This is a genomic window from Paenibacillus taichungensis, assembly GCF_047302525.1.
Lineage (GTDB): Bacteria > Bacillota > Bacilli > Paenibacillales > Paenibacillaceae > Paenibacillus > Paenibacillus taichungensis_B.
On the sequence record NZ_CP168020.1, the window covers coordinates 2,094,951 to 2,111,938 of the forward strand.

The 16,988-nt window shown below is 45.7% G+C and carries 16 protein-coding genes; 15 read left to right on the forward strand and 1 reads right to left on the reverse strand.

Annotation, left to right across the window (positions count from 1 at the left end; all coding sequences use genetic code 11):
* The first annotated feature begins 11 nt into the window (after window positions 1–11).
* The 11 genes from rnc to ACDJ58_RS09715 all read left to right on the forward strand — a co-directional run bounded on the left by rnc (window position 12) and on the right by ACDJ58_RS09715 (window position 12,148).
* Complete coding sequence (gene rnc, locus ACDJ58_RS09665) at window positions 12–710, forward strand: ribonuclease III (protein WP_024630178.1); 699 nt, start codon at window positions 12–14, stop codon at window positions 708–710.
* Window positions 711–1,070: 360 nt separating this feature from the next.
* Window positions 1,071–4,640 carry a chromosome segregation protein SMC gene (smc, locus tag ACDJ58_RS09670; RefSeq protein ID WP_413377426.1) on the forward strand — a complete coding sequence of 1,190 codons (3,570 nt, stop codon included), beginning with the start codon at window positions 1,071–1,073 and terminating at the stop codon, window positions 4,638–4,640.
* A 75-nt stretch (window positions 4,641–4,715) separates the two neighbouring features.
* A complete protein-coding gene (gene ftsY / locus ACDJ58_RS09675) occupies window positions 4,716–5,729 on the forward strand; it encodes a signal recognition particle-docking protein FtsY (protein WP_076289481.1) in 1,014 nt (337 codons plus the stop codon).
* Between the two features lie 144 nt (window positions 5,730–5,873).
* Complete coding sequence (gene trhA / locus ACDJ58_RS09680; protein ID WP_413377428.1) at window positions 5,874–6,521, forward strand: PAQR family membrane homeostasis protein TrhA; 648 nt, start codon at window positions 5,874–5,876, stop codon at window positions 6,519–6,521.
* 260 nt (window positions 6,522–6,781) lie between these two features.
* The gene (ylxM, locus tag ACDJ58_RS09685) at window positions 6,782–7,132 is read left to right on the forward strand and encodes a YlxM family DNA-binding protein (protein ID WP_413377430.1); all 351 of its coding nucleotides are present in this window, start codon (window positions 6,782–6,784) and stop codon (window positions 7,130–7,132) included.
* A gap of 65 nt (window positions 7,133–7,197) precedes the next feature.
* Window positions 7,198–8,574, forward strand: a complete 1,377-nt coding sequence (ffh, locus tag ACDJ58_RS09690) for a signal recognition particle protein (protein WP_413377432.1) — start codon at window positions 7,198–7,200, stop codon at window positions 8,572–8,574.
* Window positions 8,575–8,628: 54 nt separating this feature from the next.
* A complete protein-coding gene (gene rpsP, locus ACDJ58_RS09695) occupies window positions 8,629–8,901 on the forward strand; it encodes a 30S ribosomal protein S16 (RefSeq protein ID WP_024630184.1) in 273 nt (90 codons plus the stop codon).
* A 23-nt stretch (window positions 8,902–8,924) separates the two neighbouring features.
* Window positions 8,925–9,155 carry a KH domain-containing protein gene (locus ACDJ58_RS09700; protein WP_413377434.1) on the forward strand — a complete coding sequence of 77 codons (231 nt, stop codon included), beginning with the start codon at window positions 8,925–8,927 and terminating at the stop codon, window positions 9,153–9,155.
* A gap of 240 nt (window positions 9,156–9,395) precedes the next feature.
* On the forward strand, window positions 9,396–9,908 hold the full coding sequence (gene rimM / locus ACDJ58_RS09705) for a ribosome maturation factor RimM (protein WP_413377436.1): 513 nt from the start codon (window positions 9,396–9,398) through the stop codon (window positions 9,906–9,908).
* Between the two features lies 1 nt (window position 9,909).
* The gene (gene trmD / locus ACDJ58_RS09710; protein ID WP_413377438.1) at window positions 9,910–10,677 is read left to right on the forward strand and encodes a tRNA (guanosine(37)-N1)-methyltransferase TrmD; all 768 of its coding nucleotides are present in this window, start codon (window positions 9,910–9,912) and stop codon (window positions 10,675–10,677) included.
* Window positions 10,678–10,891: 214 nt separating this feature from the next.
* Window positions 10,892–12,148: a hypothetical protein gene (locus ACDJ58_RS09715; RefSeq protein ID WP_413377440.1), complete on the forward strand. Its 1,257-nt coding sequence runs from the start codon at window positions 10,892–10,894 to the stop codon at window positions 12,146–12,148.
* A gap of 1 nt (window position 12,149) precedes the next feature.
* On the opposite strand, the gene ACDJ58_RS09720 is transcribed toward ACDJ58_RS09715, so the two are convergent.
* On the reverse strand, window positions 12,150–13,115 hold the full coding sequence (locus ACDJ58_RS09720) for a polysaccharide deacetylase family protein (RefSeq protein ID WP_413377442.1): 966 nt from the start codon (window positions 13,113–13,115) through the stop codon (window positions 12,150–12,152).
* A 506-nt stretch (window positions 13,116–13,621) separates the two neighbouring features.
* On the opposite strand from ACDJ58_RS09720, the gene rplS reads away from it, so the two are divergent.
* The 4 genes from rplS (at window position 13,622) to ACDJ58_RS09740 (ending at window position 16,974) form a co-directional block, all read left to right on the forward strand.
* Complete coding sequence (gene rplS / locus ACDJ58_RS09725; protein WP_024630190.1) at window positions 13,622–13,963, forward strand: 50S ribosomal protein L19; 342 nt, start codon at window positions 13,622–13,624, stop codon at window positions 13,961–13,963.
* Window positions 13,964–14,219: 256 nt separating this feature from the next.
* Window positions 14,220–14,840, forward strand: a complete 621-nt coding sequence (gene lepB, locus ACDJ58_RS09730; RefSeq protein WP_063564656.1) for a signal peptidase I — start codon at window positions 14,220–14,222, stop codon at window positions 14,838–14,840.
* A 167-nt stretch (window positions 14,841–15,007) separates the two neighbouring features.
* Window positions 15,008–15,871, forward strand: a complete 864-nt coding sequence (gene ylqF / locus ACDJ58_RS09735; RefSeq protein ID WP_063564655.1) for a ribosome biogenesis GTPase YlqF — start codon at window positions 15,008–15,010, stop codon at window positions 15,869–15,871.
* Window positions 15,872–16,269: 398 nt separating this feature from the next.
* On the forward strand, window positions 16,270–16,974 hold the full coding sequence (locus ACDJ58_RS09740; protein WP_413377445.1) for a ribonuclease HII: 705 nt from the start codon (window positions 16,270–16,272) through the stop codon (window positions 16,972–16,974).
* The last annotated feature ends 14 nt before the right edge of the window (window positions 16,975–16,988 follow it).

Sequence of the window (16,988 nt, forward strand, 5' to 3'; positions counted from 1 at the left end):
GGCTAGTTCGTTTGAGTGAAGATCTGAAGCAGTTACAACACAAACTTCAAATCAAATTTGACAACAGGCAGCTTTTAAAACAAGCGTTTACCCATGCTTCTTATGTAAACGAACACCGGTTCAGTCAGCATCAGGATAACGAGCGTCTGGAGTTTCTGGGCGATGCGGTACTGGAACTGACTGTGTCGGAATACTTGTATCACTTGTTTCCTAACCGGCCGGAAGGTGAATTAACTAAGCTGCGGGCATCCATTGTCTGCGAGCCTTCCCTCGTCAAATTTGCTGAAGCGTTGGGTTTTGGGCAGTATGTACTTCTTGGTAAAGGTGAGGAACTGACGGGAGGACGAACTAGACCGGCTTTACTAGCGGATGTGTTTGAATCTTTCATCGGTGCATTGTATCTGGATCAGGGATTGGCGCCTGTCCGGACATTTCTGGATCAGCATGTATTTCCGTTGATCGTTCTGGGCAGCAAGTTGCAGATGAGCGATTACAAAACGGAATTGCAGGAACTCACTCAGCATCACAATATGGGAGCTCTCGAATACCGTATTGTTGAGGAACGGGGCCCTGCCCATGAACGGGAGTTTGTCTCCGAGGTCCATATGGGTCAAGAACGGCTTGGCAGAGGTACAGGACGTTCCAAAAAGGAAGCCGAACAACAGGCTGCATCCGCAGCGCTGGATCGACTGAAGCTTCCGGAAGCCTGAGCTTTACCGTAAGCGCATAGACAAACGAAGAGCAAAGAGCAGCCCGCGGGTCCGCCTGGCGGAATTTATCGGCCGGACTGCTTTTTGCTCTTTTTTTTGTAAAGAGGTTCAGGGCTAGCTGCTCCTGTTAGTTTAACTATAGAAGTTGAACCTGAGTTTTACACCAAAACGGAGAAGACAGAAATAACCTGAAGAAGCGTAGAGTTCGCCTTTATCCCCGGATGTTCCCTTTATAAAAGGAATCAAAAAAATCTGGGGATAACAGCGATCGGAAGGTTGTTCTGTCATCGAAGTGGCAAGTGTAAAATAGGCGCTAAATGCAACATTTGAAATTTGCAAGAGGAGGTGACGGGAAACCCTATGTTTTTGAAACGGATTGAACTGGGTGGATTCAAGTCATTCGCCGACAAAACGGAAATGGAATTCGTTCGTGGCATAACCGCTGTTGTAGGTCCGAACGGAAGTGGCAAAAGTAACATTTCAGACGGCATACGCTGGGTTCTTGGGGAACAAAGCGCCAAATCACTGCGTGGTGGCAAAATGGAAGATATTATTTTTGCCGGCAGTGATGCACGGAAGGCTGTTAATTATGGTGAAGTTTCGTTGACGCTGGATAACGAAGATCATGCGCTTGCTTTGGATTTTGGTGAAGTGACGGTAACGCGTCGTGTACATCGCAGCGGAGACAGTGAATATTTTATCAACAAGCAGTCGTGTCGGTTGAGGGATATTACGGAATTGTTTATGGATACCGGGATCGGCAAGGAAGCTTACTCGATTATTGGACAGGGACGAATCGAAGAGATTCTGAGTACCCGTTCAGAGGATCGCAGGGGGATCTTTGAAGAGGCATCAGGTATTGTTAAATATAAATCTCGCAAACGGGATGCTACTCGCAAACTGGATGAGACGGAACAGAATTTGTTGCGCATTCATGACCTGGTCACCGAGCTAGAAGACCAGATTGGTCCGTTAAAGGAACAATCGGAGAAAGCAATCCACTACAAGGAATTGCGTGGACAGCTGAAATCACAGGAAATCTCCATGTATGTGTATCAAATTGAACAAATTCACGCTTCCTGGAGCAAAGCAAACCAACGACTTGAATCGTTGAAACAGGAAGAAGTCGGATTGGCGGCTATCGTATCCACTCATGATGCCAAGCTGGAAAGTGACCGGAATGCACTGCGTACGCTGGAAACGGAGACGGAACAGCTGCAGTCGGCCTTATTGCAATTCAGTGAAGCAACGGAGAAGAGCGAAGGGCTAGGAGAACTGCTCAAGGAGCGTTCGCGTCATCTGCAGACGAACCAGGAACAGCTTAAAGTGACGCTTGCAGCGAGTGAAGAGAGACATCGGGAGCGTGAAGCCGAGTTACTTGCATTACGCGAAAAGTTTGCCAAGCTTGAACTGGAATTGAGTGACGTAAGAAACCGCCTTTCCGAAGAAGAGGCCAAACTTATCGGTGTTACTGGCGGCATTAGCCAACAGCAGGAGGAAAGCCTTAAGGGCAACTTGCTGGAACTGATGAATCAGATGGCTCAGACACGAAATGAAATTCGTTACGCCGACCAACAGAAAGAAACGCTGGAACGGCGAATGAATCGCGCGACTGAGGAATCCGGCAAGTGGGAAGGCCAGAAGGAAACGCTGGAAGCCCGCAAAACGGAGATTGAGAAAAAAGTTGTTCGTTTGGGCAAGGAAATCAGTGATCTGCGCGGTGGATATATTACGGAAAGTGAACGTCTCCAATCGTTGCAGAAGCTGCTCGAAGAAAGCCGGGGAACTGTCCGTAAATGGGAGCAGAAGCGTGAAGCCCAGGTCTCCCGTCGCGATACAATGAAAGAGATGCAGGATGATTTTGACGGTTTCATGTTGGGTGTCAAAGAAGTTCTTAAGGCATCACGCAAAGGTACACTGAACGGGGTTCATGGAGCCGTTGCAGAGCTCGTTAAAGTGCCTGAGAAGATCGAACTTGCGGTAGAGACAGCGATGGGCGCTTCCCTGCAGCATGTCGTCATGGAGAATGAATCGGTTTCCAGACAGGCGATCGCTTTTCTGAAACAACGTCAATTGGGCAGAGCTACGTTCCTCCCGCTGGATGTTATTCGTGCACGTACCATTGGTGCGGGTGAACGTTCGATGATCGAAGGCATGGATGGTTTTGTGGGAATTGGTGCGGATCTCGTACAATACGAATCCCGTTATGCTGCGATCATTGGAAGTTTGCTCGGTAATGTCATTATTGCGGAGAAGTTGGAGGATGCCAATAAGATCGCGGCTCGCTGCCAATATCGTTTCCGGGTCGTAACCCTGGAAGGCGATGTGGTTAACGCGGGTGGTTCGATGACTGGTGGTAGCCAGCACAAGAAAAATGTAAGTCTGCTCAGTCGCAAACGGCAGCTGGACCAGCTGGACCAGGATATTTTGGATACCGAAAATCAGATCGTAAAACTTCATCGCAGTGTGGATGATGTAAAAACTCAACTGGAGCAGTGCCAGGACAAGCTGGACGAGCTTCGTCAGTCTGGAGACGACACCCGGAATGCAGAACAGCAGGCTTCAATGGAAATGAAGCAGGTTGAGCATGAGCTGCGTCACGTACTGGAACAGGTTGCCGTAGCCGGGCAGGAAAAGAGCGGGTTTACCGAAGAAATCAAAGAGATGGATATAGCCCGCGATGTCGCTGTGAAGAAGCTGGAGCAGCTTGAGGAAGAAGAGAAGGCGACCCATCGTGCCATTCATGCCGCAGAATTTGCGCGCAAAGCGAATGAATCCGCGAAGGAGGAATTGCAGACCCAGCTCACCGAACTGAAAGTGCGAGAGGGAAAACTGGATCAGGAGCGATTCTCCAACGAGGAGCAATTACGGCGTTTGGAGCGCGAAGTGGATTCACTGGTGAAGGATCTTCGTCAAAATCGTACGTTGCTGGCCTCCATGGAAGCCGATCTGAAGAAAACAGAGACTGAGAGTGTTAAACAGATTGAAGATCTTAACCAATACAAGCTGAAAAAAGCGGAATCTGCACAGGAGCTGGACTTCAAGCGTGCTGCCCGAAGCGAGCTGTCGAAGAAGCTTGAGCTTGCCGAGAATGAAACGAAGGAACAGCGTACACAGCTGAAAGCTGTTGAGGAGCAGATGCGACAAACGGAAATTTCCGTGAATAGACTTGATGTTGAGTTGGAAAATATTTTGCGCAAATTGATGGATGAGTATGAGCTCGGCTATGAACTTGCCAAAGAGCGTTATCCAGTACCGGAAGATGTGGAGAGCACACAGGCTGAGGTTCAGAAACTGAAGCGCAGCATTGCAGCTCTCGGCGACGTCAATCTGGGAGCCATCGAAGAATTCCAGCGGGTTAACGAACGGTATGAGTTCCTCAGCACGCAGAAGAATGACCTGGTTGAAGCCAAAACAACGTTGTATCAGGTCATTCGAGAAATGGAAGACGAGATGGCCAAACGATTCAAGGCAACGTTTGATGCGATTCGGCGGGAGTTCGGCACAGTCTTCACCAAGTTGTTTGGCGGAGGACGCGCCGATCTTGTACTAATGGACCCTGAGCGCTTGCTCGATACGGGCATTGATATTGTCGCCCAGCCACCAGGCAAAAAGCTGCAAAACCTGCAGCTATTATCCGGTGGGGAACGAGCATTGACCGCGATGGCATTGTTATTCGCTATACTGCATGTTAAGCCTGTACCGTTCTGCGTACTGGATGAAGTGGAAGCGGCACTGGATGAAGCCAACGTGGTGCGTTTTGCCCAGTATTTACGTGAGTTCTCGGAACAAACACAATTCATCGTTGTTACACATCGCAAAGGCACAATGGAAGAAGCGGATGTGCTGTATGGCGTCACGATGGAAGAGGGCGGAGTATCCAAGCTCGTTTCGGTTAAACTGGAAGATGAGGAAGCTGTCATTGCCTAATCTTTGAGTTGGTTGTCACGCATGAACTCATCTAATATCATTTAAACTAAGAAATGTACACGATGGAGGGGCTTTATGAGTTTTTTTAAAAAGCTGAGAGACAGCATTGCAAGCAAAACGGAGTCGGTTACCAAACAGTTCAAGGACGGGTTGGAAAAGACACGTAAAGGCCTTGTAGAGAAAGTGTCGGATCTCGTTATCCGCCGCAAAAAAATCGACGAGGAATTCTATGAAGAGTTGGAAGAGATTCTGATTGGAGCCGACGTAGGTGTCAATACGGTCATGAAACTGATTGAAGATCTGCGTGAAGAAGTCAAAAAACGTAAAATTGAGGATGCGGCTGAACTACAGCCTGTATTGTCCGAAAAACTGACGGATTTGCTTCGTGGCGAGCAGAATAATGAACTGAAAATGAATCCGGATGGCATTACGGTCATTTTGTTTGTCGGTGTTAATGGTGTGGGTAAAACAACAACGATAGGTAAGCTAGCCCATCGCTTCAAACAGCAGGGTAAAAAGGTCATTATGGCAGCAGGCGATACGTTCCGTGCCGGAGCGATTGAACAACTCGAAGTATGGGGACAACGTGCTGGTGTGGAAGTCATCAAGCAACAATCAGGTTCTGACCCTGCCGCTGTAATGTATGATGCAGTACAGGCTGCGAAGCAACGGGGTGCTGATGTATTGCTCTGTGATACAGCTGGCCGTCTGCAGAATAAGTCCAATCTGATGGACGAACTCAACAAAATCTATCGTGTCATTCAACGTGAAATTCCGGAAGCACCTCATGAAGTATTAATGGTGCTGGATGCAACTACAGGTCAGAATGCACTTAATCAGGCCAAACTCTTCGGAGAGAAGAGTGGGGTAACTGGACTTGTACTGACGAAGCTGGATGGTACCGCCAAAGGTGGTATTGTTGTTGCGATTCGTCAGGAGTTGGATTTGCCTGTGAAGCTGGTCGGACTTGGTGAGAAAATTGATGATCTGCAGCCATTCGACTCGGAGCAATTCGTGCATGCGTTGTTTGCCGGACTGATCCAAGAACAGCCAGCTGAAAGTGCTGAAGAAGAGGAAGCTAATTCCTAGAACCATTAATAAATAGGATGAATTAATAGCGTTAACCGTATTGCCAGTGATAGACGTGATAAGTGTCACGTGTAATGTCACTGGCAATACGTGTATAATGGGAATAAAGAAGGCAAGGCTAAAGGGCTAGAAAGGACGGTTGATATGGCCAATACTTATACCTATTCTCGCCGTGAAGAAGTCGCCAATGCGGTTACACATGGAATCGGTGCTGCACTCAGTGTAGCTGCACTGGTGCTATTGATTGTATTTTCGAGTATGAAAGGCACGGCTTGGCATGTGGTCAGTTTCACGATCTACGGGATCACCATGCTACTGCTCTATACGAGCTCTACACTCGTGCATGCATGGAAAGATGGGAAAGTGAAAGATTTATTTGAGATTTTCGACCATTCTTCCATTTATTTGTTTATTGCGGGATCGTACACTCCGCTTTTGTTTATTGCTGTTCGCGGCACACTTGGTTGGACCCTGTTCGGTGTAATCTGGGGAATCGCATTATTCGGCGTGATCTTTAAGGCGTTTTTTACGAAAAGGTTTCTATTCATGTCCACGATTTTCTATATTGCGATGGGCTGGCTCATCGTTATTGCCTGGCAACCGCTTATGGCTACCATTCCTACAGGCGGAATCGTGCTGCTGGTTGCTGGAGGCCTAATGTATACACTGGGTACACTTTTTTATGTGTGGCGTGGATTTCCGTACCACCATGCGATTTGGCATCTCTTTGTGTTGGCAGGCAGTATTCTTCATTTCTTTATGGTACTGCTGTACCTGACACCACTTCGCTAGGCCACGGTAGATAGCGTAAAACGAATCGGCTCCATCTGTGGAGACCCATTCGTTTTTTGTTCTATATAAAGGATACAGCAGGTCGTATTCTACTGTAGAGGAATGGCTAAGATCAACCGTATGGGAAAGAAAAATGAGTGCAAAATGAACGTTTTTATTGTGACAAGTATTTTTGCTTGACAACCTGATTTGTTTTAGGTATTATTAGGAACGTTGCAAGAGTGTAAAGTGTTTTTCCTTGACGAAGGGAGTGCCCCGTTATGAGTCAAGAAAACCGGCTTGAGAAGACAAACCGGATTAACTTGCTGTTTGCTTTCTATGAACTGTTACTTACCGAGAAACAGCAGACTTTTCTAAAGTATTACTTTCATGATGATTTCTCGCTGGGCGAGATTGCAGCCGAGTTCGAGATCAGCCGCCAGGCGGTATACGAGCATATCAAGCGTGCCGAACAAGTGCTGGAAAATTACGAAAGCAAGCTTGGCTTGCTGGAGAAGCACGAACGGCGCAACCGTAATCTTGAAGATTTGCAAAATGCATTGGAGCGCGCAGGTGTTTCCATTGATAACAACCAACAAATAAACGATATTATTCATCAGCTCAGAGAATAGTTCTTAAGAGTTGAACGAAACGTATCGGTCCTGAAAACAGTATTACAGCTTAAGGAGGTGGGATCATGGCATTTGAAGGATTAACGACCCGATTGCAGAATGTGTTCAGCAAGCTGCGTGGCAAAGGCAAGGTGTCTGATGAAGATGTTGCTGAAGCTATGCGCGAGGTACGTCTGGCATTGCTCGAAGCGGATGTAAACTTCAAAGTGGTCAAGGAATTCATCGCCAAGGTGAAAGAGAAGGCTGTTGGCAAAGAAGTGATGGAGAGCTTCACGCCAGGAATGGTCATTATCGACATCGTAAACAAGGAACTGACGGATTTGATGGGTGGAAGCCAGTCGAAGCTGGCTAAAGCGAACAAACCGCCTACGGTACTGATGATGGTTGGTTTGCAGGGTGCAGGTAAAACGACCACATCCGGTAAACTGGCTAAAATGCTGCAAAAGCAGAACAGTAGACCGTTACTTGTTGCAGGAGATATTTATCGTCCGGCAGCGATTAAACAGTTGGAAGTGCTCGGCGAGCAGATCAAAGCGCCGGTATTCACACTGGGAGATCAGACAAGCCCTGTAGAGATCGCACGTCAGGGTCTACAGCACGCCAAGGACAACGGCAATGACTATGTCATTATCGATACAGCTGGACGCCTGCATGTCGATGAAGAACTGATGGAAGAGCTTCGCCAGATTCACAGCGTAGTGAATCCCGATGAAGTATTGCTTGTCGTAGACAGCATGACAGGTCAGGATGCAGTTAATGTGGCAGAACACTTTAACCAGCAGCTTAATCTGACGGGTGTCGTTCTGACCAAGCTTGACGGAGATACTCGTGGTGGTGCCGCGCTTTCCGTTAAAGCAGTGACCGGTTGCCCAATCAAGTTTGCTTCCCTTGGAGAGAAACTTGATGCGCTGGAACCTTTCCATCCGGAGCGTATGGCTTCACGCATTCTCGGTATGGGTGATATGCTCTCTCTGATTGAGAAAGCACAGTCCAACATTGATACCGATAAAGCCAAGGAAATGGAACGCAAGATGCGTAATGCAGAATTCACGTTCGAAGATTTCCTGGAACAGATGGATCAGGTGAAGAAACTGGGACCAATCGATCAGATTATGGATATGATTCCTGGTATGGGCAAGATGAAACAAGCGAAGGACCTGAAAGTTGATGATAAACAGATGGGCCGGATCGAAGCGATCGTGTACTCTATGACGACCGAGGAGAAACGTAACCCGGATATGATCAACCATAGCCGCCGGAAGCGAATTGCTACAGGTAGTGGAACATCCCTGGCCGAAGTAAACCGTCTGATCAAGCAGTTTGATGAGATGCGCCGCATGATGAAACAGTTCTCGGATATGATGGGACCTAAAGGCGGCAAGAACAAAGCAATGAAGCAGCTCAAGGGTCTGGGCAAAGGAATGAAGTTTCCTTTCCGTTGATTCCTGGAACAGCTAAACGATATACAGATTTCATTGAAGGAGGTGAATTTTCAAATGGCAGTTCGTATTCGTCTGAAACGTATGGGTGCTCACAAAGCTCCTTTCTACCGCGTAGTGGTATCGGATTCCCGTTCCCCACGTGACGGTCGTTTTATCGAGGAGATCGGTTACTACAACCCGGTTGAACAACCGGCTGTTGTTAAGATCGATGAAGATAAAGCATTGCAATGGCTTCAAAACGGTGCACAAGCATCTGACACTGTCCGCAACTTGCTGAGCAAAGCGGGCGTGATGAAGAAGTTCCACGAGTCTAAATTGACTAAATAAGGTGCTGATTCGGAGGGTCATCTATGGAAGAATTAGTAGGCATAATTGCTAAGGCTTTGGTCGATCATCCGGAAGATGTGGCGGTTCGGACGGTTGAGAAAGATCGGCTTGTCGTATATGAGTTAACCGTTCATCCTGACGATGTTGGGAAAGTGATTGGTAAACAGGGACGAATCGCAAAGTCTCTTCGTACGGTCGTCACATCAGCAGCAGTTAAGATGGATAAACGGGTAACCGTCGATATCATATCTTAAAGATATACGAAAGGGGGTTAGGATGCATGTCCTAGCCCCTTTTCGTGCATGCTGAAACTTAAATAATAGGATTGAAATAGCTCGTCAAGTATGATTATCTGCGCAAGTAGTGAAGGGTACGGAATCGATTCTGAAGAAGCGTTAGGATAACAGCGATCCGAAGAACGATCCGTAACCGGAACGGTCGCAGGGAGATCAACACATATGAGTACCAATATGAATGGATTGTAGGAGGAAAGTATGGCAGAGTTTATGAATGTAGGTAAAATCGTCAATACGCATGGAATTCGCGGCGAGGTGAGAATCATGCCTTTAACTGATTTCCCCGAAGTACGTTTTGCGAAAAATGCAGAGTTGTTTTTCTTTACACCAGATAATCATCCAGTCATGGTTAACGTGGAATCTGCACGTTTGCATAAGAATATGTATATTCTTCGTCTGAAAGAGTATGGCAACATTAATGAAGTAGAGAAGTTTAAAGGCGGCATGGCTAAAGTGTTGAAAGAAAACTTGGCTGAGCTAGAAGAGAATGAATACTACTTCCACCAAATTGTTGGATGTTCGGTCATTACAGATGAAGGTGAAACACTCGGAACCATCTCTGAGATTTTGACTCCCGGTGCTAATGACGTATGGGTTGTTAAAACGCCAGCAGGCAAAGAAATCCTACTACCGGTTATTGATGATGTTGTTCTTGATGTGGACATCGACCAGCAACAAGTCAAGGTTCACCTGATGGAAGGGCTGCTGTAACATGAAAGTGGATGTTCTAACACTATTCCCGGAAATGTTTGACGGCGTATTCGGAACCAGTATTCTGGGTAAAGCCCAAACAAAGGGGCTTGTATCTCTGGGAGCAACAAACTTTCGGAATTTTGCGACCAATAAACACAATACAGTTGACGATGCACCTTACGGCGGAGGTGGGGGTATGGTATTAAAGCCGGATCCAATCTTTGCTGCTGTCGAGGATGTTTTAGAGCAACGAGGCGAAGCTGCGGCAACGATGAAACCGCCACGTATTATTCTAATGTGTCCGCAAGGTGAGACGTTCACACAGAAAAAAGCAGAAGAACTTGTACAGGAAGATCATCTGATTTTTATTTGCGGACATTATGAAGGCTATGATGAGCGTATCCGTGAATTTCTCGTGACGGACGAATTGTCGATTGGTGATTACGTGCTGACGGGCGGCGAGCTACCTGCGATGGTGGCGATTGACAGTATTGTGCGCCTTATTCCGGGTGTACTGGGTAATGAGACAAGTGCTGTAACGGATTCATTCAGTACCGGATTGCTCGAATACCCGCACTACACACGTCCTCCGGAATTCAGAGGTATGAAGGTGCCAGATATGCTGTTATCCGGACATCATCTGAATATTGATGCATGGCGCAGGGAGCAGTCCTTGCTTCGTACGCTGGAACGTAGACCAGATATGCTGGAGACGGCGGACTTGACGGATAAAGAACGGATTTGGCTAAATAAGATTCGTTCCGACCGTGAAAAGAATGCAGAGTAATTTGATGTATTTCGTTTGAGCACGTAAAATAATCTCATTCAAAAGCTTTAAAGACCAGCCTTGTGATATATAGGTTGGTCTTTTTCTGTATTGAACACTTTTGCCGCTTTGAACATTTTTGCATGTTCCGAAATAGGGTTGTATAAACTGAAGAATTTCTTTATGGTGATCTCAACTAGAAGCGTATGAACACGACATGCTGAGGAGGAAGAATATGAATCATCAGCCTTATGAAGTTGGCAGAGTGAATATAAGCGAAGCTGGAGAGCGCTGCAAAATGCTTCTGGGGGATCTGAATGGAGATGGCAGGCTTGAGATGCTGTTGGTACAGGCAGATGGGGGCATAGATGACCGTTACGTTCCACATCAGGTATGCTGTTTGTCGGCATATGATCTGGATGGAACATTAATGTGGCAGGTCGGAACACCGGATCCGGATGCAGGCGGTCCAGGATCAGACTATCCTGCTCAAATTGCAGATTGGGATGGGGACGGAAATAATGAAGTGCTGTGTGTAATGAACAAACAATTTCTTATTCTAGACGGAAGAACCGGAGAGATAAAGAAACGTCATGAGTTGCCTGAAGAGCAAGCGCATGACTGTCTTATTCTTGCAAACCTGACTGGTGACCAACACACAATGGATATCCTGCTGAAGGATCGGTATAAGACGTTATGGGCTTTAGACCATGATTTCAATTTGTTGTGGAAGCATGAGGGTAATATAGGTCATTTTCCGTGGGTATACGATATCGATGGGGATGGCAAGGATGAAGTGATGGCCGGGTATGACATGCTGGATCATAATGGAACATTATTATGGTCCTGTCAAAATCTTGATGATCACGCAGACTGTATATGGTTTGGCGATGTGGACGAGGACGGGGAAGTTGAAATTGTTATTGGTGGCAGTGTCACGGTGATGCTGGATCGGTACGGTAATGAAAAATGGCGTTATGAGGATTCGATTGAATCACAGCATATTGCATTGGGGAAATTTTATAGAGAAAGACAAGGATTACAGATTGCAGGCTTGGATCGGATTATTCGTGGAGATGAGAATGGCAAGGATGGACTATTTATGCTGGGTAGCGACGGAAAAGAACTGTGGAAAGAAGATCGTAAAACTCGTGGGTGGTTAACCATTATTGAGCCTGTACGCAACTGGGATGACAGCGGGCTTGACTATATCCTGGCTTATCGTCGAGGTGGGGGCGTCCTGCCAGCTTTGGTCAATGGTAACATGCAAACGGTTGCAGATTTCGGAAAAGAGGGCTACGCCGTACATGCCGACTTGTGTCAGAGCGGAAGGGAACAGATCATCATCTATGATGCACATGAAGCCGTAATCTATTCCAGCTCAGTGATGGATGTAACCACTCCAACCTCTTTGGACATAAAAAGAGCCCAGCTTCAGCCAAAAAGGCTGTATAGCTCGACTCTTTATCCAGGCGGGGAAGTATCAATCTAGCTTAATGACTGATCTCTACGACAGGAAGGATTTCCTGTGGGTCTGATTCGGGATGGAGCAATGCAGCCAAATCGGTTCCTGTTGTAACCGTTAATCGTGGGAGCTTCATAGGATTATCCCCAGGTCGAACAAATCCTGAGCGTACGGAAAAGGCCATGCGATACCCATTTTGCTGCAGCTGATAGATCATCTGCGTGCTGGTATAACCGAAAGGGTAGGCAAGATACGGCGTATCTATACCGGTTTCTTTCATTAACTTGACGTCATCATTCAGAAGACTTGTGTCGAGTCCGACTGGCACGTTGTCGCCGCAACGCATATATCCCTTGTGATGCAGATTATAGGTATGACTATTGAACTCAAAGACGTCTTTAGCGGCCTGCATCTCCTGTTTGGAGATAAATGTATTTTTGGCTGGATCAAAAGCCGAAGGCTGATCCTGAATTTTGCTGCCGATTACAAACAGGGAAGCATGGAAATTATATTTTTTGAGCACAGGGTAGGCTAAAGTATAATTGTTCTGATACCCATCATCAAAGGTGATGACAATCGACTTTTTGGGTAGGGAGATCTGTCCATTCACGTATTGTTCAAGCTGCTCCAATGTAATTGTATTGTAGCCTTCTTCATGCAAATATTTCATGTTTTCTTCGAAGTCTTCCAGATTAATGATCGATTTGTTGTTTGTTTCATGATTATTATTTTTGGGCTGTATGTAATGATACATCAGTACAGGTACCTCAGTAGCCGAACCTTGTGCGATGTGAAAGGTAGCCAGATCAAGTGCAGGTTTGCTGGAATAATCGGAGTGAGACATTAGAAATGCCTTACGTTTAACCATATCCCAGGACGTGCATGCTTTGTGGGACATTGCATTGGTAGGATGAGTTACCGCATACGCATACATTGTAATGGTACAAGTGAGTACTGCGAGTGCAGCAAGAGCGATTTTTTTTAAGTGTTTCATAAGTCAATTGGTTCTCCTTTTGCCATTTCATTTCTTTGTGGAATTACATTTTAGATGCATCAGCACGTAATCCAACAAGCTATATCATAGACGATCTTTCTTGACAGAAAGTTACAGTATTTTTTCCGTCTAATACTTGACTTATCCAAGAATACTAATTACGACTATCCATAGGGCGGAGCTTCTATGTGCATAAAGGAATCGTGCAGAAAAGCGGATGGACAGGGTATTTTAATGTGATTGTAATATGACTATAATAGAATTCAGCGACGTGCTTAAGATGATCGTTATAGGGGATAACGACTAATTGGAGTAAAGGGAATTAAAGGGGATTGAAGAACTAAGGAGTTCCGTCAGCAATTTGTTTATTTTTCCTTGTGTTTTGTTATGGTGCGTGATACAATAAGTCTGTTATGTGGAATACGGCGGTCCTCTATGGATAATGAAGGAGACAAGGTGTTCTCTGGAAGAAGTATGAACGCCTGTACGGAAGGAGGGAGTCATAGATGAATATCGTTCAAGCGATTACACAAGAACAACTTCGTAAGGATATTCCGAGTTTTCGTCCTGGTGACACTTTGAAAGTGCACGTTAAGGTAATCGAGGGAACTCGTGAGCGTATCCAATTGTTCGAAGGTGTTGTGATTAAACGCCGTGGTGGTGGAATCAGTGAGACTTTTACAGTTCGTAAAATTTCTTACGGTGTAGGTGTGGAAAGAGCTTTCCCGCTTCATTCCCCTAAAATCGATAGAATCGAAGTGGCTCGCCGTGGTAAAGTTCGTCGTGCGAAGCTTTATTATCTTCGTGAACTACGCGGTAAAGCAGCGAGAATTAAAGAAATTCGTTAATATAACGGATACCGGGGAGGGCTTGGAGACAAGCCCTTTTCGTTTTTGTCCGGGAAAAGTTGAACCGGAGGTGCACTTCCGAGTAAAATGGTATGGCGGCACACGCGCGAATAGTCCGGGAGGCTTGTGGAATCAGTTATTGAAGGACATTTGAATTGTGGATTAAATGTACTGGTAATGCTTGCGTGTAAGATTACATAACTGATGATGTGTAAAAACTGCTATAACATGTACTGTGAAGAGAGGAAGATCATTAATGGAACAGGAAGTTCAACAGGACCAGGGCAATACTGCCGAAGAGAAAGGCAGTCGATCCAAAAAAGCCAAAAATGAAATTTTCGAATGGCTCAAAGCCATCGTGATCGCACTAGTACTTGTCATTTTGATTCGGTGGTTGCTGTTCAAACCTTTTGTTGTGGACGGGCCTTCCATGCAGCCGAATTTTCATACAGGTGAACGTGTGATCGTCAATGAAATTTTATATGATATTAGGGAACCACAGCGCGGAGAAGTAATCGTATTCCACGTTCCAACCGAAGGCCGTGATTTCATTAAACGTGTCATTGCTGTCGCTGGTGATACCGTTGAGGTTCAGGACGATACAGTTCTCGTCAATGGTAAGAAAGTCGATGAGACTTACATTCAGGGAGCAATCGATGCTGCTGAAGCGAACGGTGGAACCTATAACGTGAAGGACTTCCCTAATGAACAATTCCCGGATGGGAAAGTACCTGAAGGTCATGTTTTTGTAATGGGGGATAACCGTCCGAACAGTACAGATAGCCGGATGATCGGTTATGTGTCACTGACGGATATTGTAGGTCGTGCAGATGTGATTTTCTGGCCGATCGGCGATATCAAATGGATTAACCATTAATATGAATGCAGGATATATAAGCAAAATATAAAGTGTACACCAAAACGTAGAGGGCAGAACAAATTTGGGGATAATAGAGATCGGAAGATTGTTTTGCCAGCGAAATGATACGGTGTGCATGTTATAGAAAAAGCTTGTATATCAACAAATAATGAGGTGAAGACAAGGTGACGATACAATGGTTTCCAGGTCATATGACCCGAGCCAGACGCCAGATTCAGGATAAGTTAAAGCTGATTGACGTGGTCATCGAACTGCTGGATGCCCGTCTGCCTGTCTCCAGCCGCAACCCGATGATTGACGAGATTTTACAGGGCAAACCCCGGATGATTTTGTTGAATAAGTCCGACTTGGCGGATGCGAAAGTGACGCAAGAATGGATTGAATATTTCAAAAAAGAGGGAATCACTGCTTTCCCTGTAGATGCTTCAACAGGTACCAACGTGAAAGACATCCCAACCCAAGCGAAGCTTCTCCTAAAAGAAAAAATTGACCGTCAAATAGCTAAAGGGATTAACCCTCGAGCGGTTCGTGGACTGATTGTTGGTATTCCAAACGTGGGTAAATCCACGCTAATTAACCGACTGGCTGGACGGAACATTGCGGCAACGGGAGATCGTCCTGGTGTGACGAAGGGACAACAGTGGATCAAAGTGGGTAAAGAAATGGAACTGCTGGATACCCCGGGTATTCTTTGGCCGAAATTCGAAGATCAAAACGTGGGTTATCGTCTTGCGGTAACAGGTGCAATTAAGGAAGAGATTCTGAATGCAGAAGACATCGCCTTTTTTGGCATCAGTTATCTGATGCGTTATTACTGGGATTCTCTTGAAGAACGATATGGACTTCAGGAGTTCTCCAAGGATGCGGATGATTCTGACAGCGTTGTTGCGATCATGGAACAGGTTGGTCGTATACGTGGTTGTGTTGTAAGTGGTGGTCGTATCGATTTGGAAAAAGCATCGCGAGCATTTCTGCGTGAACTGCGTGCGGGCAAAATGGGACGTTTCTCTATGGAAGCTCCTTATTAAATAAGACAACTGCCGAAAGAAGCGGCCGTTACCGGATTACCGGGAGCGGTCGCTTTTTGTCATACTGGAATTTAAAATAGAGGAACTTTGATTGATCTGGAAGGCGATTCTAGAAAATTGCACTTTATGGGATTGTATTGTACGTATATCTGGGTCTCTTAAAACATGCTATGATGAGGGATGAAGATTTAGCCTGCTCAATGCTGAATATCTTCAATTTAAGCCATCAGATACCGATAAAATAATAACTCACCATCGTATTATCATATGCTTTACAGAAGCTTATTTCTTATTTAATAGGATCTGATAGAACAAAAATCGGGAATCTACGTCTATATAATAAAATGATATAAAAGTGATGTGTTGAAGCAAGAGTGGGCAGAGGAGATGACACTGTAATGAATGAAATGAATGAGTTAATTGAATTGACGCAACTGGATGCCCTGGTTGAACCGAAAAAGAAGAAAAAAGAATTGGTGGAGCCCAAAGATCTGCTGATTTATGAGCGTGAATATTGGGAAAGTGGATTTGAACGTATTGCCGGAATTGATGAAGTGGGACGCGGTTGTTTATTTGGAGATGTAGTAGCGGCAGCCGTTATTTTACCTCGTGATCTGATTCTCGAAGGGGTTAATGATTCCAAGAAATTAACGGAGAAAAAGCGCGATGCATTATATGACATCATAATGGAAAAGGCGTTGTCAGTGGGAATCGGTTATGCGGATGCGGAAACGATTGATCAACTGAATATTAAGCAGGCTGCAAGGCTTGCCATGAAACGTGCAGTAGAAGCGCTTGAGGGCGTGCCAGATTATCTATTGGTGGATGCCGAAAAGGTAGATGTGAATATACCGCAGTTGTCCATTATTAAAGGTGATGCAAACAGTCAATCCATTGCGGCAGCATCCATTATTGCGAAGGTTACCCGGGATAGGCTTTGCAAGGAGGATTGGGATACGTTATATCCGGAATATGGTTTATCGATACATAAGGGATATGCAACGAAATTTCATCGTGAACAAATTATGGCTCGTGGTGCTACACCCATGCATCGTCGCAGTTTTCTCAGCAATCTGCTCGGAGAACAGCACACTTTATTTTAATTAACCATACACGG